Annotated in this window: 14 protein-coding genes; 6 read left to right on the top strand and 8 right to left on the bottom strand. The window is 38.0% G+C overall.

Annotated features, from left to right (window positions below; all coding sequences use genetic code 11):
- Position 1 precedes the first annotated feature (1 nt).
- The 6 genes from ACLBWE_RS01700 to ACLBWE_RS01675 are packed head-to-tail and all read right to left on the bottom strand — an operon-like array spanning position 2 to position 6,594.
- Positions 2-850 carry an ABC transporter permease gene (locus tag ACLBWE_RS01700; protein ID WP_056480070.1) on the bottom strand — a complete coding sequence of 283 codons (849 nt, stop codon included), beginning with the start codon at positions 848-850 and terminating at the stop codon, positions 2-4.
- The gene (locus ACLBWE_RS01695) at positions 847-1,998 is read right to left on the bottom strand and encodes an ABC transporter permease (protein WP_447600760.1); all 1,152 of its coding nucleotides are present in this window, start codon (positions 1,996-1,998) and stop codon (positions 847-849) included. Before ACLBWE_RS01695 ends, ACLBWE_RS01700 begins: the two co-directional genes overlap by 4 nt.
- A gap of 5 nt (positions 1,999-2,003) precedes the next feature.
- Positions 2,004-3,575: an ABC transporter substrate-binding protein gene (locus tag ACLBWE_RS01690; protein WP_447600758.1), complete on the bottom strand. Its 1,572-nt coding sequence runs from the start codon at positions 3,573-3,575 to the stop codon at positions 2,004-2,006.
- 10 nt (positions 3,576-3,585) lie between these two features.
- Complete coding sequence (locus ACLBWE_RS01685; RefSeq protein ID WP_447600756.1) at positions 3,586-4,779, bottom strand: LLM class flavin-dependent oxidoreductase; 1,194 nt, start codon at positions 4,777-4,779, stop codon at positions 3,586-3,588.
- Between the two features lie 33 nt (positions 4,780-4,812).
- A complete protein-coding gene (locus tag ACLBWE_RS01680) occupies positions 4,813-5,523 on the bottom strand; it encodes a class II aldolase/adducin family protein (protein ID WP_424612233.1) in 711 nt (236 codons plus the stop codon).
- 12 nt (positions 5,524-5,535) lie between these two features.
- On the bottom strand, positions 5,536-6,594 hold the full coding sequence (locus tag ACLBWE_RS01675) for an ABC transporter substrate-binding protein (protein WP_198495798.1): 1,059 nt from the start codon (positions 6,592-6,594) through the stop codon (positions 5,536-5,538).
- A gap of 1,013 nt (positions 6,595-7,607) precedes the next feature.
- On the opposite strand from ACLBWE_RS01675, the gene ACLBWE_RS01670 reads away from it, so the two are divergent.
- From ACLBWE_RS01670 to ACLBWE_RS01645, 6 genes are all read left to right on the top strand, one after another.
- A complete protein-coding gene (locus ACLBWE_RS01670) occupies positions 7,608-7,898 on the top strand; it encodes a hypothetical protein (protein WP_045432360.1) in 291 nt (96 codons plus the stop codon).
- A gap of 492 nt (positions 7,899-8,390) precedes the next feature.
- Positions 8,391-8,924 (top strand): fimbrial protein, encoded by a 534-nt coding sequence (locus ACLBWE_RS01665; protein WP_000731817.1) that lies wholly within the window; start codon positions 8,391-8,393, stop codon positions 8,922-8,924.
- An 85-nt stretch (positions 8,925-9,009) separates the two neighbouring features.
- A complete protein-coding gene (locus tag ACLBWE_RS01660) occupies positions 9,010-9,744 on the top strand; it encodes a fimbrial biogenesis chaperone (RefSeq protein WP_447600752.1) in 735 nt (244 codons plus the stop codon).
- Positions 9,745-9,802: 58 nt separating this feature from the next.
- A complete protein-coding gene (locus tag ACLBWE_RS01655) occupies positions 9,803-12,361 on the top strand; it encodes a fimbria/pilus outer membrane usher protein (protein ID WP_447600750.1) in 2,559 nt (852 codons plus the stop codon).
- On the top strand, positions 12,358-13,368 hold the full coding sequence (locus tag ACLBWE_RS01650) for a fimbrial protein (protein ID WP_447600748.1): 1,011 nt from the start codon (positions 12,358-12,360) through the stop codon (positions 13,366-13,368). Before ACLBWE_RS01655 ends, ACLBWE_RS01650 begins: the two co-directional genes overlap by 4 nt.
- A gap of 113 nt (positions 13,369-13,481) precedes the next feature.
- Positions 13,482-14,450 (top strand): DUF4882 family protein, encoded by a 969-nt coding sequence (locus ACLBWE_RS01645; protein WP_447600746.1) that lies wholly within the window; start codon positions 13,482-13,484, stop codon positions 14,448-14,450.
- 56 nt (positions 14,451-14,506) lie between these two features.
- Here the strand turns inward: ACLBWE_RS01645 and ACLBWE_RS01640 are convergent, their stop codons facing one another.
- Both ACLBWE_RS01640 and ACLBWE_RS01635 read right to left on the bottom strand, forming a co-directional pair.
- The gene (locus ACLBWE_RS01640; RefSeq protein WP_045432371.1) at positions 14,507-15,616 is read right to left on the bottom strand and encodes an S-(hydroxymethyl)glutathione dehydrogenase/class III alcohol dehydrogenase; all 1,110 of its coding nucleotides are present in this window, start codon (positions 15,614-15,616) and stop codon (positions 14,507-14,509) included.
- Between the two features lie 229 nt (positions 15,617-15,845).
- On the bottom strand, positions 15,846-17,717 hold the full coding sequence (locus ACLBWE_RS01635) for a non-contractile tail sheath protein (protein ID WP_447600743.1): 1,872 nt from the start codon (positions 17,715-17,717) through the stop codon (positions 15,846-15,848).
- Positions 17,718-17,793 lie beyond the last annotated feature (76 nt).

Below are 17,793 nucleotides of genomic sequence, written 5' to 3'. Positions count from 1 at the left end.
CTTATTTTTCCTCAATCCGAGCTGCTGCACGTCCAACACCCTCAGCCAATACATTCGTTCCGAGCGCAAACAAAGCAATTAAAATGACAGGAGCAAACACAGCCCATGGTTGAACTAATAAACCCGCACGGTTCTCATTAATCATGAGTCCCCAGTCTGCTGCTGGAGGCGCCACCCCATAACCAAGAAAAGCCAAACCCGATAACATACCCACCGCCCAAGTCAGCATCACCCCCAGATGAATTAATAACGGCGTCAACATATTGGGTAAGATTTCACGAAATAAAATATAGGTTTTTGAATAACCAAGAATTCGGGCAGCTTCGATATATTCCTGTTCCACTAAATTAAGTGCAACGCTTCGTGCAAGACGTACGACTCCGGGAATAAAAGCAATTGAAACCGTTAAAACAATTAGCCAAGGTTGCCGACCTAACATCGAAACAATAAGCAAGACTAAAATGAGATCGGGAAAGGCCATAAAAACATCAGTCAGCCAAGTTACAAACTGATCAATCTTGTTTCGGGCAAAAGCAGCGAATATGCCTAAACTAGAACCAATAATTAATGCAACTAAACTAGCAGCCAGTGTCATCCAAATAATAGAAGCACCGCCAGCAAGTACACGAGACCAAACATCATGTCCAATATAGTCATAACCTAAAAATGAACGTCCTTCAGGTGAGCCATAAGTCATGCCGACCAAAGCAGTAGGCTCAAATGGAACAAATAACGGGCCAACCAGTGCAAAAATCAAAACCAAAGCAGTGACTACAAATCCAAAACGTACTTGTCTTTCACGAATTAATGTTTGAAAAAAGTTTCTTTGATACCAGTGAAGTGAGCTCATTTGCCACCTCCTTGCTGAATATTCTTTAAAGCATTGCGACGGTCGACAGGTTTTACTGTAATTGGCCGGCCAGACTTCCATAAACGTAACGCCTGACGTCGTCCCGGCGAACGTGCTTTATGTCTTTTTGCAGTTCGTATTTTGGGTGTAAGTAAAGTCGTGATTAAATCTGCAATTAAATTAACGACCACCACACAAATGGTGAGCAATAAAACAATCGCTTGAATGGTCGGAATATCCCTCATTTCGATTGCTGCATTGAGCGCATTACCAATACCGGGATAACTGAAAACCACCTCAATAATTAAAGCACCACTTAGCAAAACTCGGATGGTCAATGCTGTTCCCTGCACAACCGGAACTAAGGCATTTGGTAAAACATGTTTCCAGATGATCCGTCGCTCAGGAATACCACGCAGTCGTGCAGAGGTCACATATTCCGACTCTAGCGCATCAATCATAGAACCACGCACTAAACGCATCAGATATGGAATGAGTGATAAAGCTAAAGTTAAAATTGGTAAAATTAAAAATTCTAGTTGGCTATAAGGTGACTCATTAGGAATCAATAACGATGCTGCTGGTAATATGTGTAAAACCGATGTTGAAAAAAACATCATTAACCAAATCGCAATCACAAACCCCGGCACTGCTTTAAACAGAATCGAACTGGAGACAATAATCCGATCTAACTTGCTGTCACGGCGGAGCGATAGCCACACACCCAGCACGACTGAAAGCGGTACAGTAAGGACAATAACGAGGCTCGTGAGTGCAACTGTATTACCAAAATAATTCTGAATAATTTGTAAAACAGGCACATTGGAGTCAATCGAGCGTCCAAAATTACCTTGTAATAATTGACTTAACCAATGCCAGTATTGAACCAATATCGGATCATTCAAGCCTAATTGTTCACGAAGTATTTGAACCGTGGCTTCAGGTGCTTCTGGACCTAAAATGACGCGAGCCGGATCCGATGGAAGTGCCTGTGTAGCAATAAACACAATGAGGCTAATAACAAAAACAACCAATGCCCCTGATACCAAACGTGTCAAAAACCAAGGTAACCACGCAGGCAATTCAAATGACTTGGCGATTGTCGGATGTTGGATTGATGCCTCTATTTTGCTGGATTGAATTGTCATATCGGTTACCCTCTACGCCAGAATTCATCTGTACGCCACGCAGCAAAGCCAGTGCGATCAGGTATTACACCACCAATTTGGCTCGAATGTGCATCAAGTACATTATTAAAGCCCCAAATGAGTAAACCGCCTTGCTGATGCTGAATATGCTGTGCTTCATGAACAAGAACTTTGCGTTTTTCCAAATCGGGTTGTTGCAATGCCGCATGCACTAATTCGGTAAAGCGCTCATTCTTAAAACGAGTTTTATTATTTGCCGCACCCGGCCCATCAATTTGCAAGACTGTTAATAAGAAAGGACGCGAAACGTTCGAACCGGTACTAAATGCCCAATCTTGTTTTACAGCATCAGCAAAGGTAGCAGCCTCAACCTGTTTAACATTAACGATGACTCCAGCCTGAGCAGCATGCTGAGCAAAAACCAATGCCGCATTGCTATCTGGGCCTGTATATAAATCGATAGTTAAATTGTTATTAAAACCAGCTTCTTTGAGTAAAGCTTTAGCTTTATTTAAATCTTGCTTGCGCTGAGCAATGCTATGGTCATATACAGGATCACTAAATGAATAAAGGTCATTTGCAACTCGCCCTTGACCAGCCAAAGCGCGTTTCACCAAATCGTCTCTATTAGCAATCAATCGAAAAGCTTGTCGCACTCGTGGGTCATTGAACGGTGCTTTAGACGTATTCATATCAAATGATTGCCAAGCATCTGTTTCAGATGAAACCAGATTTAGTCGTTTATTGGCTTGAATTAAAGCAATATGCTCAGCACTTACACCAGACGCAATATCAATTTGACCTGATTGCAAGGCAGCAAGACGCCCTGTCTGATCTTTAAAATCAATGATTTCTATTGCATCGGCGTAAGGCTGGTTTTCTTTCCAGTAATTTTCAAAACGAACAAAGCGTGAACGTTGACCCGGTGTAAAACTTTCAAGCTTAAAGGGTCCAGCCCCCACGACATTTTTAACTGGGTCATAATCTGTAGGAACAATGCCACCCCAGCTCATCCATGCTTCTGGTAAAGCAACCAATCCTTTCCCTTGAGTAAAAGGAATTTCAACGGTGTATTCATCGCATTTTTTAATTGCATCTCGTTGCAAAGAATAAAGATAGGCTGCAAATGGAGAAGCGAGCTTGGGGTCAGTCAAACGGCGTAAAGAAAAAATAACGTCATCGGCAGTAATGGTTTTACCGTGGTGAAATTCAAGTCCTTTTTTTAAGCGAATCGTCCATTTCGTTCCGTCATTATTCGGTTCAGCAAATTCAGCAAGAGCGAGTTTTGGCTGAATATCTCTGCCCCATTCCCATAATTTTGCATACAAAGGCCAACCTCTGAACGCACTGGACATACCAATAGGTTTATGTGCATCTAAATTGCCAGCTTGATTACCATTGATTACCCCAATTTTGATAACGCCACCTTTTTTCGGCGTATCATTTTGGGCTATACCAGCAGTAGCACTCTCAGACGATGAGTCTGGTTTAGAGCACCCGATAAGGCTGATTGCAGCAAAAGCGCCGACACCTAATCCAGTCTGTTTAATCAGTTCTCTACGTGTAATTTTATTCATGCCTTCTCCCTTAAACCACGACTTCTTGATTCAAAAGGGAATCAATGGATGAATTTTTATTGAGCTTAGGTAACTCAAAACCGTGATCGAGTTCCAATAATGGAAATAATAAATCTGCTACCCGATAGGCTTCTCCAATTAAAGGGAAACCAGACAAGATAAAGGCTGATACGCCATAGCTTTCGTATTCTTTAATTCGTTTGGCAATATTTTCAGCACTACCGACCAAGGCAGTCCCCGCCGCTGGGTTTAAAATATCGAAACCAAATAAAGATGGCCCAGTCCAAACATTAGGATAAATTTCAAAATCTTTAGCTCGAGGTAAAATACCTCGACGTAATTGTTCTAAATTTTTTTGAATAGATGGATTGTTACTTTGATAACTCTCAAAAGTTTCATTTGGAGGAAGCTGTCGTTTAACAGCTTCGATTGCATAATTTACATCAATCTTGTCAAGTAACGACTGAGCATATTGCCAAGCTTCTTCTTCTGTTTCCCGAACAATAATTTGTAATCGAGTACCAAATTCTAAAGTTCGGCCAATTTTTTCAGCCTCAGCCGCAACCTTGCTAAACTTTTCTCCAAGTAATGGCGGCGTATTCGCAAAACTTAAATACACATCTAACAATTCAACAGAGTGCTGAACGCCTTTCGCTGAAGTTCCAGCTCCCCACAAAGGAACACCCTGTTCTTGAGTGGGGCCACGCCATTTTGACATTGGAGATCCACCTTCCAAGCGCGGAGCAATTTGAATAAACTCCCCTTCAAACCCAGATGTATCACCTACATAGTTTTGCTGAAATGCATTCCAATATTCTTTACTAAAGTCATAACGCTCATCATGAGTATAGTGAATACCTAAAGCTGCTAAACCCTTATCATTTCCATTGACGACATTAAATAGCAAACGCCCTTTAGAAAATGCGTCAAAAGTTTGAGCATATTTTGCCAAAACTGCTGGCTGGACTTCTCCGGGATGTTGGGCAACCAGAAACTTTAAACGTTCAGTAAATGGAATTAAACTTGCAGCAACAGCAAGTGTTTCATACTCACTTGTACCCATGAGTGAACCGAAAAAACCAAGTCGATCTGCGGTAATCGCAATCTGTTGCAAGTGTTCATAATCGGTATCCCACCGCCCAGATTCCAACCAAGGATATGGCCCATCTGGAGACGTGAGATACCATAAAAGTTTTACAGCCATAATATTCTCGATCTTTATTTTTTAAATCTTTATCTAATTGAGGGGGAGCAATCCAAGAGATTTTGCTTTTTCAGTCAAACCGCTCATTTTCCATTGCTGATGTAAAACCCCTTGCCCGTATTCTCGGCTACCGCCTACTAATTCTGCGAGAAGCTGAATTTGAGCACCTTCTTCTAACAACAAGATAAATTCAGCTGTTTCCTGTAGACCTTGACGACCCCATACGGTTGCACCACCGTTGGCTTCTAAGATGGCCCGATACTCAATATCAATTTTGAGTTGATCTAAAATGAAATCGACTTCTGCCTGACGGCGATCAATGTAAATCGGCAACTCTTTAAATAAATGGAAACGCTGCACAGGCACATAACGAATCGGTAAAGTACGATGGGTTTGCGCCCAAGCCCCTAAATTCGGCGCGTGTACATGAGATATTGTGGTGACATCTGCATGCTCTCGAAAAAGCTTGTTATAGCGCCCACCCGCACTTTTTCTCCCCAATAAAACTTCACCATCAATTGTCTCCACAAGCACTTTGCTTTTTTTATCTTTAGACCACGGCCCTGCATAGTTAAAAGTGACTAAGGTATTTTCAGGCCCACGTTCTACAAAATTAACCGTTCCATTTGCTGTGATTGTTCCTGTTTCACGGAACACTTCAAAAGCAAATTCAGCTTTTTCACGATTCAATTCGATAAAGTCATTGAGTTCACGAGACAATGGCGTTTGAGTAAGTGTTGTCATGATCAAATCCTCTTAAAATTTTTTATTTTGACGGCGCTTTAAAACTTCGAGCAAAGGACGATGATCAACCCATGTTTCAATATCGACATCTCGCTCTAAAAAGCCATGTAACCAAAGGAAATCTTTTTGTTGTCTTAAAAGTTCTAAACGCTCTTCATTTAATGATGGATGTAAAGACTTATGAAAATTATTTCGATAGGCTGTCGCAACACTCTCTGCCCCTGCAATCGTTTCATCTTCAAGAATCACCAACACTTCATCTAAATGATCTTGTGCCCAATCCGCCGTATCAAATAACTCTTCAAGAAAATCAACGACAACATCAAAGTGATCTTCTAATAAATCTTCATGGACTGTGATTGGACGAGGCGTTCCGTTATTTACACGAGAAGTCACATCTTCAAATTTATCTAAATCAATCCCAACTTTAAGGCCGCGTTTAGTTGCAGCTTCAACAGCAGAAGCTCCTTTTACATAAACGGCGTCAACTTCACCTGTGATTAATGCATCAAGGCCTGACCAATACGTACTCGCATCACGATTCTCTTTAGGCCCTGCACGCTCAGGTACTTCAATAAAATTGACATCTCGGAAAGTGAGGTTGGCAAGTTGTAACGCGCCACGAATACCTTGCAATGACATGGCTCTAAAAATACTACCAGCACGTTTGTCGGCATATTCTGGTAACGCTACTTTCACATTTTTTAGGTGTTCTGGCTGGCTAATGTTTGAATCAGGTCGAACAATAATGACTTGCCACTCATCAATCCAAGTCAATCCAATGAGTCGGCTTGGCGCACCTTCTGAACGTGCTGCTAATGCAGGTACATTTCCACCTTCTCGGAATAAGGCGGGTAATTGATGATCAAAATGATGAACCGACAAACCCTTACGCGCATCTTGCAATACAGCAACATCAATGCCGTGCTTTTCAAATTTTTTAACCAGAGTGCCGCGCTTTAAGGAAATACCTGTTGCTGTGGGTACAGGACATCGAGTAACCCAAATTTCAGACAGGATGTTTTTTACAAATTCTTTAGAATTTTCTTTTTTATCTACTACAAGTGACATACGGATTCCTTAGGATAATTCCACTTTCATCAGTCACATTGAGCAGCTTTTATGCCAATTTAATTTGTTTTTTATTTTCAATAATTTATGCAAAAACATTGGGGGTGGAAATGTTTGTATTTCATCATTTTTCAATGTCAGTGTTGTTTTATCAACACTTACCTCCGACAGATACAACTTACAAAATGCAGAATCATGCAATCAGCCACCCTAGAACTCGTTCTGTTTGAAAGTTGAGTATTTATTGCTGGAGTAGAGCTGAGTCTACAGATGGTATCTTCTGTATTAGATCTTGTAGATAATGCTCTTAGTTACTTTCTTAAGATATTTTTTCTAGAATAAATTTTTCAGCAATCAAATAATATTTATAAAACTCAATTAAAAGATAATTTTCATCAAGTTTAAATATTACTATGTTTTCTATAATTCATATTTCTACTTTATATAATTTGATCTTAAAAAGATCGTACACGCTTAAATTGTTGCAAAAACTTTTAAAAACTAAAATTATCTTTTGTGCCTCAATATATTTAAAATGTGTGATGAATTTCAACTTATTGGTGGTGTGATAATTGTATTTAATAAATAAAGTGAATTTATTTTTTAATTTATAAATAAAAGGTTAAATAAATCACATTTTAAATAAAATTAGTATCTTTTTTCTCTGTAATTATCTTGCAATGTAAATACTAAAATCACAAAAATAAATTACATATTTATTAAATGTTTAATTATATATTATCAATTCTTTTAATTTTATCCTATTGCTTTGTTTTAGTTTATCTTATAAATATCAATAACTTGAATTAAAATAAACAATTTTTAAAATATTGTAATTATTATGTTTCTTAATATGTTTTTAAAATTCTAACTATTACATTATTTAAAACATTTAATGTGATTTTCGTCACGTCAAAATTAATATTTTTTCTTCATTTAAACTTAATTATTGTTTTTAAATTAAAAATATTGTATCAAATAGATATAAACTATTTTATAAATAGGCATATAAAATGAAAAATAATATATTTAAACTTCTTATTCTGATGGTGCTTTCCACTTCCCCATTATTTTGTTATGCAAATAACACAATAATGATAAGAGGAAATATTGTTGAAGATACATGTTCAACAGAACATAGCGAGATAGAATGTGTTGAGGTAAATAATTTAAATATTAAACTTGATAGTGAATATTTAAACAAAAGTAGTCTTTCTAACTTAGCTCAACATACTGAGAAAATGGACACTAGCATTGAAAGCATAGGTTCTAATCACAAAGTCGTGGTTATCAACTATCATTAACTTATAGGCATAGTATTTGAGGCTATTCCTACAATAAGCATGATTAAAAGAGTGATTTGTCGAACTCATCGCACATTTTGATGATTTAAAGGATGAGTCACTCTTTTTTATAAAAAAATGACTATTTGTATGTTTTCTCTATATACATGTGCATAATTTATTCTATATAATTGTATTGTAAGAATTTAAGCTTCTTTTTCACATAAATTGTTTAATTCTTTTCTATTTACATAGTGTTCTTATGTAACTTGCTTATCTCTGCGGTTCCGCTTTTTTGAAAAAATAAAAAATATTAATAAACAGATATATAGACTGTAAAAGGTAGCTTTTAAGCATTTGTTTTTAGTGTGATGCAATTATTATTATGAAAAAATAATGTGATGTAGTTTGCATTTTGTTTAGAAAGTGTTAGTATTGTTACATTACTTTTCAAGATGTCAAACACTGGAAAAGTAAGGAATAAACTTTTATCCAGACTTTTGAGAAAACACTATGAAAAAACTTGCTTTGATTGCTGCTCTTTCAGTTGTAGGAATTGCGAATGCTCAAGCTGCTGATGGTACAATTACAATTAATGGTTTAGTTACAGACAAAACTTGTGACATCGTTACTCCAGCTGGTAAAGACTTCACAGTTACTCTTCCAACTGTTTCTAAACAAACTTTAGCTGTTGCTGGGGATGTTGCTGGTCGTACTCCTTTCCAAATCAAATTAGCTAACTGTTCTGAAGGTAAAGTAGCTACTTACTTCGAACCAGGTGCAAATGTTGACTTTAATACTGGTCGTTTACTTAATAAAGACGCTACTGGTGCTAAAAACGTTAACGTTCAACTTTTAGGTAGCAACAACAACTTCATCCCAGTTCTTGCTGCTGGTGCAAACGGTGCTCAAGCTAACTCTCAATGGGTTGACGTAGCTGCAGCTGGTAGCGCTGACCTTAACTACTATGCTGAATACTATGCTACTGGTGCTTCTACAGCTGGTAAAGTAAACACTTCTGTTCAATACACAATTATCTATCAATAATTATTGATAGTGGGGTTTCTATGTCCGCATAGAAACCCTCTTTTTGTGGCGCTTTCCCGAATCTTTCTTGGTTGAGAATTCTGAAATGAAATTGAACAGTTATAATTTTTTGTTAGGTTTAGCATTTGCTTCAACAGTTGTAGCACCTGCTACTCAAGCAGAAATTGTAATCCATGGCACTCGTGTAATTTATCCGTCGGATGCTAGAGAAGTTACGCTACAAGTTAGCAATAACGGTTCAAAACCAGCACTCGTCCAAGCATGGCTTGATGAAGGCGACACAAAAAGTACTCCGGATCAGTCTAAAGTACCTTTTATGATTGCTCCTCCTATTTCTCGTGTTGAAGCTACAAAAAGTCAGACCCTTCGTATTACTGCTTTACCAACTGCTTCTCAGCTAAATCAAAAGCAAGAAACAGTTTTGTGGTTAAATGTTTTGGATATTCCTCCACGACCAACTTCAAAAACTGAAAATACGACGCCTGATAACTTTCTGCAATTAGCAATTCGCTCACGTATTAAATTCTTCTATCGTCCAGCTTCGATTAAAGACGACGTGAATTTAGCAGCTGATAAGCTTCAATGGGTTAAATCTGGTCAAAATTTAACGGTAAAAAATCCAACTCCTTTTCATATCACAATGACTTCTGTTTACCAAAAGGCAGGTGATAAAAAAGTTGATTTATTACCTCAAGGTTTAATGATTAAACCTTTTTCTGAAGAATCTGTTCAGCTTAAGAATGGCAATCTTCAAGATATGAGTTTTATGAATGTCAATGACTATGGTGGTCGAGTCGAACACCAAATAAAACTTCAGTAATCAGATTTATCTTTTTAATAAATTTAAGCACCTATTATGTGAGTAGGCGGACTTAGCTATGCCAAAAAAAAGGCAAGAATCTTATAAATTATTAAAACGCCATATTTGTTACTACTTGGCTTCTGGTGTTGTCACAATGACAATGCCTGTATTCGTGCACGCTGAAGAAACAGTCGCGAGTGCTCCTGTAGAAGCTGAATTTGATTCTGCTTTTTTAATTGGTGATGCTCAAAAAGTTGATATTTCTCGTTTTAAATACGGTAATCCTGTTTTACCAGGTGAATATAATGTTGACGTTTATGTAAATGGCCAATGGTTTGGCAAACGTCGTATGTTTTTTAAAGCATTAGAATCAAATAAAAATGCTGTAACCTGCTTTACTGGAAATACTCTTGCTGAATATGGTGTAAAACAAGAGATTTTAGCTCAGCATGCTCCTCTTCAAAAAGAAAATAGTAGTTGTTATAAAATTGAAGAATGGGTTGAAAATGCATTTTATGAGTTTGATAACTCTCGTTTACGTGTAGATATCTCGATTCCACAAGTTGCTTTGCAAAAAAATGCGCAAGGCTATGTCGACCCAAGTTTATGGGATCGTGGGATTAATGCTGCTTTTCTATCTTATAACGGCAGTGCTTACAAAACATTTACTCAGTCTAATGATCAAAGCGAAACAACAAACGCATTTATGGGCGTGACTGCTGGACTAAATTTAGGTGGTTGGCAATTACGTCATAATGGACAGTGGCAATGGCAAGATACCCCTGCCGAAAATCAATCTAAGTCAAGTTATGAAGAAACAAGTACATATTTACAGCGCGCATTTCCGAAATATCGTGGTGTTTTAACACTTGGGGATAGCTTTACAAACGGCGAAGTATTTGACTCATATGGTTATCGTGGTATCGATTTCTCAAGTGATGATCGAATGTTGCCAAATAGTATGTTGGGCTATGCTCCGCGTATTCGTGGGAATGCAAAAACCAATGCAAAAATTGAAGTTCGTCAACAAGGCCAACTTATCTATCAAACAACGGTAGCACCTGGTAACTTTGAAATTAATGACCTTTACCCTACTGGTTTTGGTGGTGAAATTGAAGTTACTGTTATTGAAGCTAACGGTGAAATACAGAAATTTGCTGTGCCTTACGCATCTGTTGTGCAGATGTTACGCCCTGGCATGAACCGTTATTCTTTAACTGTGGGTCAGTTCCGCGATCCAGACATTGATCTCGATCCTTGGGTTGTTCAAGGTAAATACCAACAAGGTATTAATAACTACCTAACAGGCTATACCGGTATACAAGCAACGGAAAATTATGCCGCTGTATTATTGGGTGCTGCTTTTGCTACACCAATTGGTGCGATTGCACTTGACGTTACACATTCTGAAGCTGAGTTTGAAAAACAGTCTTCACAATCGGGACAAAGTTTCCGTTTAAGTTATAGTAAGTTAATTACTCCGACCAACACAAACTTAACGCTAGCAGCTTATCGTTACTCGACAGAAAACTTCTATAAATTACGTGATGCTCTACTGATCCGTGATTTTGAAGAAAAAGGTATTAATACCTACTCTGCTGGTCGTCAACGTAGTGAATTCCAAATTACCTTGAACCAAGGATTACCTGAAGGTTGGGGTAACTTCTATGTAGTGGGTTCGTGGGTTGACTATTGGAACCGTAGCGAAAGTACTAAACAATACCAGCTTGGTTATAGTAATAATTTCCATGGCTTAACTTATGGTTTATCTGCAATTAACCGTAAAGTTGAATATGGTTCAACGAATCAAACACACGATACTGAATATTTAATGACATTATCGTTCCCGATTGATTTCAAAAAGAATTCGGTTAACGTCAACGTTACTGCTTCTGAAGACAGCCGTACTGTTGGTGCAAGTGGAATGGTTGGAGATCGCTTTAGTTACGGCGCTTCAATGTCGCATCAGGACTATGCGAATCCATCATTTAACGTAAATGGTCGTTATCGTACCAACTATACAACTGTTGGCGGTTCTTATAGTGTGGCTGATTCTTACCAACAAGCAATGGTTAGCTTAACAGGTAGTGTGGTTGCGCATTCAGAAGGTATTTTATTTGGACCTGAGCAAGGCCAAACTATGGTACTTGTGCATGCACCAGAGGCTGCTGGAGCAAAAGTTAATAATGCCGTTGGTTTAAGCGTGAATAAGGCAGGTTATGCGGTAGTTCCTTATGTAACTCCTTACCGTCTTAATGACATTACCCTTGACCCACAAGAAATGTCGAGTGAAGTAGAACTTGAAGAAACCAGTCAACGTATAGCACCTTTTGCTGGTGCAATTGCTAAAGTAGATTTTGCGACTAAAACTGGTTATGCGGTTTATATTAATAGTAAAACTGCTGATGGCAACAGTTTACCGTTTGCAGCTCAAGTCTTTAATCAGAAAGATGAAGCTGTCGGTATTGTTGCACAAGGTAGTATGATTTACTTACGTACTCCACTTGCTCAAGATCGTCTCTATGTGAAATGGGGCGATGAAAGCAATGAGCGTTGTTCAGTTGAGTACAACATCAGTAATCAGTTGCAAAATAAGCAACAAAGCATGGTAATGACTGAGGCTGTCTGCAAATGAAAAGAATATTATTAACAGGTGCTCTATTTACTGCTGGCCTTGGCATTTATGGCGAGGCTAATGCTGCATGTACCATGGTTAACTATAAAGCAAATGATGTGCTAATGGCGGTGGGCCGTGTTGTTGTGCGCCCTAGTGATCAAGTCGGTGCTATTTTAAGAAAAGCGACTTTTCCTATTACTCGGACTACGACACAAGCCAATAATTGTGATAGCCGTGATGTAGCAGTTGCGGAATTAACTCAAGCTTATCCATTAAGTTCTTTAGGCAATAGCATCTATACCACGAATATTCCCGGCATTGGTATTCGCCTCTATCGTGAAGCAGAGAATAATGCCAATTTTTCTGGTTATTACCCATATCAACGTGGTGGAATCTCAGGTAATCGTTTCTTGGGAGATGGCTATTTTGTTGTTGAAATCATTAAAATTGCTCCTCAAACAGGTTCTGGAACATTAGTACCAGGCAGATATAGTAGTTATTATATCCGTGGTTTTCCAAATCAACCTTTTTTAACAAGTACTGTTAATGCTAATGCGATTACCATTGCGTCATCTTCATGTGAAATCCAAGGTAATATTAACAAAGTTGTACAGCTTCCAACCGTTACAAAGGCTGGCTTCAAAGGTGTTGGTTCTACTCAAGGTGAACAAACCTTTGATATGAACATTCTCTGTAATGGCGGTATCAACCCTACTGGCTACGAAGAGAAAAACCTCATTAGTTTAACTTACGACTTTACACAAGACGGCACAAACAATCAGGTTTTAACAAATACAGCTGCTGCTTCTGAAAAAGCCAATGGTGTGGGCGTGCAGCTACTGTGGAATTACCAAAATAAAAATCAAGTCATCAAAAAAGGTGACAAATTAGCCTTAGGTACATTGTCTTCTAACCAGACACTTCAATATAACGTACCGATGACTGCCCGCTACTATCAAACAGCAGCAAAAGTGACTGCTGGTAAAGTACGTGCAATGGCTACTGTAACTATTGAATATGATTAATCATATTCAATAGTTTATAAACTTAATAAATTCAAATATTTAAAAATTAATAATAAGTTTTACTTTATCAATATTTTCTCAAAATTTAATACTTAACGCGATAGGAATATTTTATGAAAAAAATAGGCATAGTTGCCGTTAGCGCTATTACATTATGTTGGGCAATGTATGAAGTATCTTTTGACAATACGAGTACCGTATCGCGTAATGAATCTGGTCAAAAAGTAGCATCTAAAACCATTTCATCAACCGCAAAGAATGAAAAATTAATACCTCAAACACTTTTAGCTCAAACTAATTCCCTTACTTCTGCCCCAGTCTGTCAATACAATTTTGATGCGACTCAAGAAGATTTCGATCTATGGAATAGTGAACACCCTGATTTTCCTACGAAAATATTTCCATTGATAAATGGTCAAAAATTTGGTTTTAAAGTGGAGCCTCGATCAGAAAGTGAGTATGGCTATGTAGATTATGCAGCTACAAGTAAAGCTGGTCTTAATTCGACTAATGAGATTGGAGATTTAACAATACCTCACACAGGTATTATTGCATTTGAAATGGAGCTTAAGATTCCAACATCAGCTCTTGGGAGCTCATCACTTGGAAATTCTACTTATTATTCCTCTAGCATTAGATTTAGTGGCGTAACAAATAATGGTTATACAGTTAGATCCAACTACTGGTTTGATATGGGGGGGGATGATCCAGATTTTGGTGAGAATCCTGCTAGATTGCACTATTATGTAGCCTACCGACTTAGTGATAATGGCGGGCCTGATAATCCATACTATAAAGGTCAAAACATGACAAATAGTTCAAATGGATACCAAAGATTAGGTATGTATATTAATCAGAACACTAAGCAAGTTGGTTTTATTATAAATGGTGTTGATCAGGGGTATCAATCTACTTTACCTGCTCCACTTGAGAATATACGTTTTTCTGTAGCAAGTGCTATAGGAATATATTCTAATCAATTATTTGGGCAAGAGTTGTCTAATGAACTGATTACTGACCGTAATGAGCTACAGTTTAGCTATCCTCAGGGTACAACTGATATGTGCGGTAATGCCATTTAAGATATAAAACTATAAGTTGTAAAAAAGGGCTGAATCACAGCCCTTTTTTATTTCGTTTAAAAATGAATGACAGTACGAATTGATTTACCTTCATGCATTAAATCAAAAGCAGTATTAATGTCTTGTAAAGGCATGGTATGCGTTACAAAAGGCTCAAGTTGAATTTCACCTTTCATAGCATCTTCAACCATTTTAGGAAGTTGTGAGCGGCCTTTTACGCCACCAAAAGCAGTACCTAACCATTTACGGCCAGTAACCAACTGGAATGGACGAGTCGAAATTTCTTGACCTGCACCAGCAACACCAATAATAACGGATTGTCCCCAACCACGATGTGCACACTCTAAAGCAGAACGCATAACATTGACGTTACCAATACATTCAAATGAGTGGTCTACACCCCAGCCTGTCATTTCTACAATGACTTGCTGAATAGGTTTATCATAATCTTTAGGGTTTAAAAAATCTGTAGCGCCAAACTGTTTAGCAAGTTCAAATTTATCTGGATTCATGTCGATTACAATAATGCGCCCTGCTTTTGCCTGACGTGCACCTTGTACAACAGCCAAACCAATACCACCTAAGCCAAATACCGCAACAGAGTCACCTTCTTGTACTTTAGCTGTGTTATGCACGGCGCCAATACCCGTAGTTACGCCACATCCAAGTAAACAAACTTGTTCGTGATTCGCTTCAGGATTGATTTTAGCTAAAGATACTTCTGCAACTACCGTATATTCACTAAATGTTGAACAACCCATGTAATGGTAAATAGGTTCGCCATTATAAGAAAAACGCGTGGTTCCATCCGGCATTACACCTTTACCTTGTGTTGCACGTACTGCAACACACAAGTTGGTTTTTCCAGATTTACAAAATAAGCATTCTTTACATTCAGCGGTATAAAGTGGAATAACATGATCACCTGGTTGAACGCTCGTTACGCCCTCACCGACTTCCACCACAACACCTGCACCTTCATGACCTAAAATTGCAGGGAAAACACCTTCTGGGTCATCGCCTGATAGAGTGAAAGCATCGGTATGACATACCCCTGTATGGGTAATTTTTATTAAAACTTCACCAGCTTGAGGTGGTGCAACATCAACTTCAACAATTTCTAAAGGTTTTCCTGGGGCAAAGGCGACAGCTGCACGAGATTTCATCTTTGGGTTTCCTTTAAATCATTCGGTATTTATAGTCGAGCAAAATAGATTATGTAACAGTAATACAAGAGATTAATTTTGCTTAAATTAAAATTGGCTTTCATGACAATCCATCACAGCATAGCCAGTCAGGTACGTCTAAGCAAGCCTATGTTTCAAAAAGAAGAAAACCTCTTACTTGAAGAGGTTTTCTATCAAATCACTTATCTTATAAACGGTTTATGTTTACTTATAGGTAAATATTTGGTGGATATGGTGTGTTATCACTAATTGGTGAATAAAGCGTATTTTCAACAAAGAAGCCATTTGGGGCTTGAGTGGTATCGATCGTAATCGAATCAAACATGACTTGTGGATATGCCCAGATAAATTGCTTCATTAAACCCAGAGAAACATTGTTTTTCATGTCACCAAAAATTCGTTGCCAAATGGGCGTCCGATATGGTTTGGTTTTATCAAACCCATAAATATAGGCAATAGATGCATCAGGAACGAATCCTGATAAATAAATGACTTTATTTGCAGGATAGCCTAGCCCTTGTATTGGTATTTGGGAAACTGCTTGATGTGCCAAATCTAAGCGAGCTTCTAAAAGCCAATCATAAGCTTCGGTCATCATGTAATCAAAATTAGGATATGAATAGTGCGTGCTTGGATAGTTAATATAAGTTGCTAGTGTCTGAATTGGCGATTGAATAGAAGGAAAGAAAATAAGTGGGCTAACTTTGGCTGTTGAATATTTTGCTTTGATAACGGTACGAATGTTTTGACAGGTTTGTCCTAATTTATTTCTAAGCCATGTTTTAAACTCATCATAAGGAGTTCCTGTTTTATTCATGGCCTCATAAATTGTACCTAAATCTGGTGCATATAAACCTGTATCTGCATTAAAAGCCAGTTTTGTTGGATAGTCATACACACATGGTAGATTCGTGTCAGTGTTGTACCACCACCAAGGTTCACCAATCTGCATGTTTACATCACATCCCCCGACAACCATTGCATCTGCAAACTCAATAAAGACTTTATGTAGATATGCCAAAGCATTTTGGTCACTTAAACTAAAAAAATAGCTCGGTGGTTGGTAGCCTGTTTTACCCAAATTGCTATTCCAGTCACGCTGTGCCCAATACTCATTGGCCCCCAAGGAATACATTTCAAAGCTGACCCCAAAGATGGGCTGCATACTGGCGTTATGCAAAGCCTGAGCATATTTCTCATGCCATTTACGGGTACATGAGTTAACAACAGCTTCGCCCGTCACCAACGTATCAGGTATTTGCCATTTATTAATATCGCTTTTCCATTTCATTTCAGGATAATGCGACATTCCACAATAATGGTTCACCAAACCTTGATATCCCAAAGTGACCATATTGTTGACTAGGCGCTGCGGGTTTAAATCGTAATGGTCGTCATAGCTGGTACAGATACCATAATTGTGCTGAGGTACAACAACACGACTCAAATTTAACTTCGCATTTGTTCCTATAACAACCGAGTTGGTTAGTCGAATATAACCATCTTGGGGCTGACTTAAAGGTGTAGCTGATTGGCCATTATATTGACTGGTAAAACCAGAAAATGAAATTCGCTGAATATTGGTGACAGGAAAGCTATCTGTCGCAGAAAAACCAGCTTTCACCGTATCCCAATTAATATGAATATGCGCCGTGCGAGATGAAGGATTATTTGCGTAGTTAAACAAGACAACATATGCAATTTTATCTATGCCATTGTCTTTATAATACACCGTTAAAGTCGGTGTTAAACTCGCATTGTTAAGCACAGGCATAGAAGCCGACAATTCAATATCGAAGTCCCAAATTACCCCTGCATAGCTGTATTTGGTTTCATAAGCTAAAAATTTATGATCTTTAGTGTCATAAGAATCCCACGTAATTCCTACCAAATCATTTGCCATGCGCGACCTAAAAGATGCTTCAAAACCATTTCCATAATTAGTAATGGCAAAAGACATCGTTTGCGGGCCGTCTATTCTCCAATAAATAGGGCTAAATCGATCAATAAGTGTATTTTGAGTGATTGGATGAGGTGATGAATTAGAATTATTTTGCACATTTTGTCGATTAGTTATCATGTCGTCATTCTCTTAATGTATTAAGAAGTTTTATATTAAATAATAATTCTTATTTTATTGTTCAGATAAGTAACAA

The sequence above is a fragment of the Acinetobacter sp. M5A5_2a genome (genome assembly GCF_053345265.1).
This window is presented reverse-complemented; position numbering and strand designations above follow the sequence as displayed.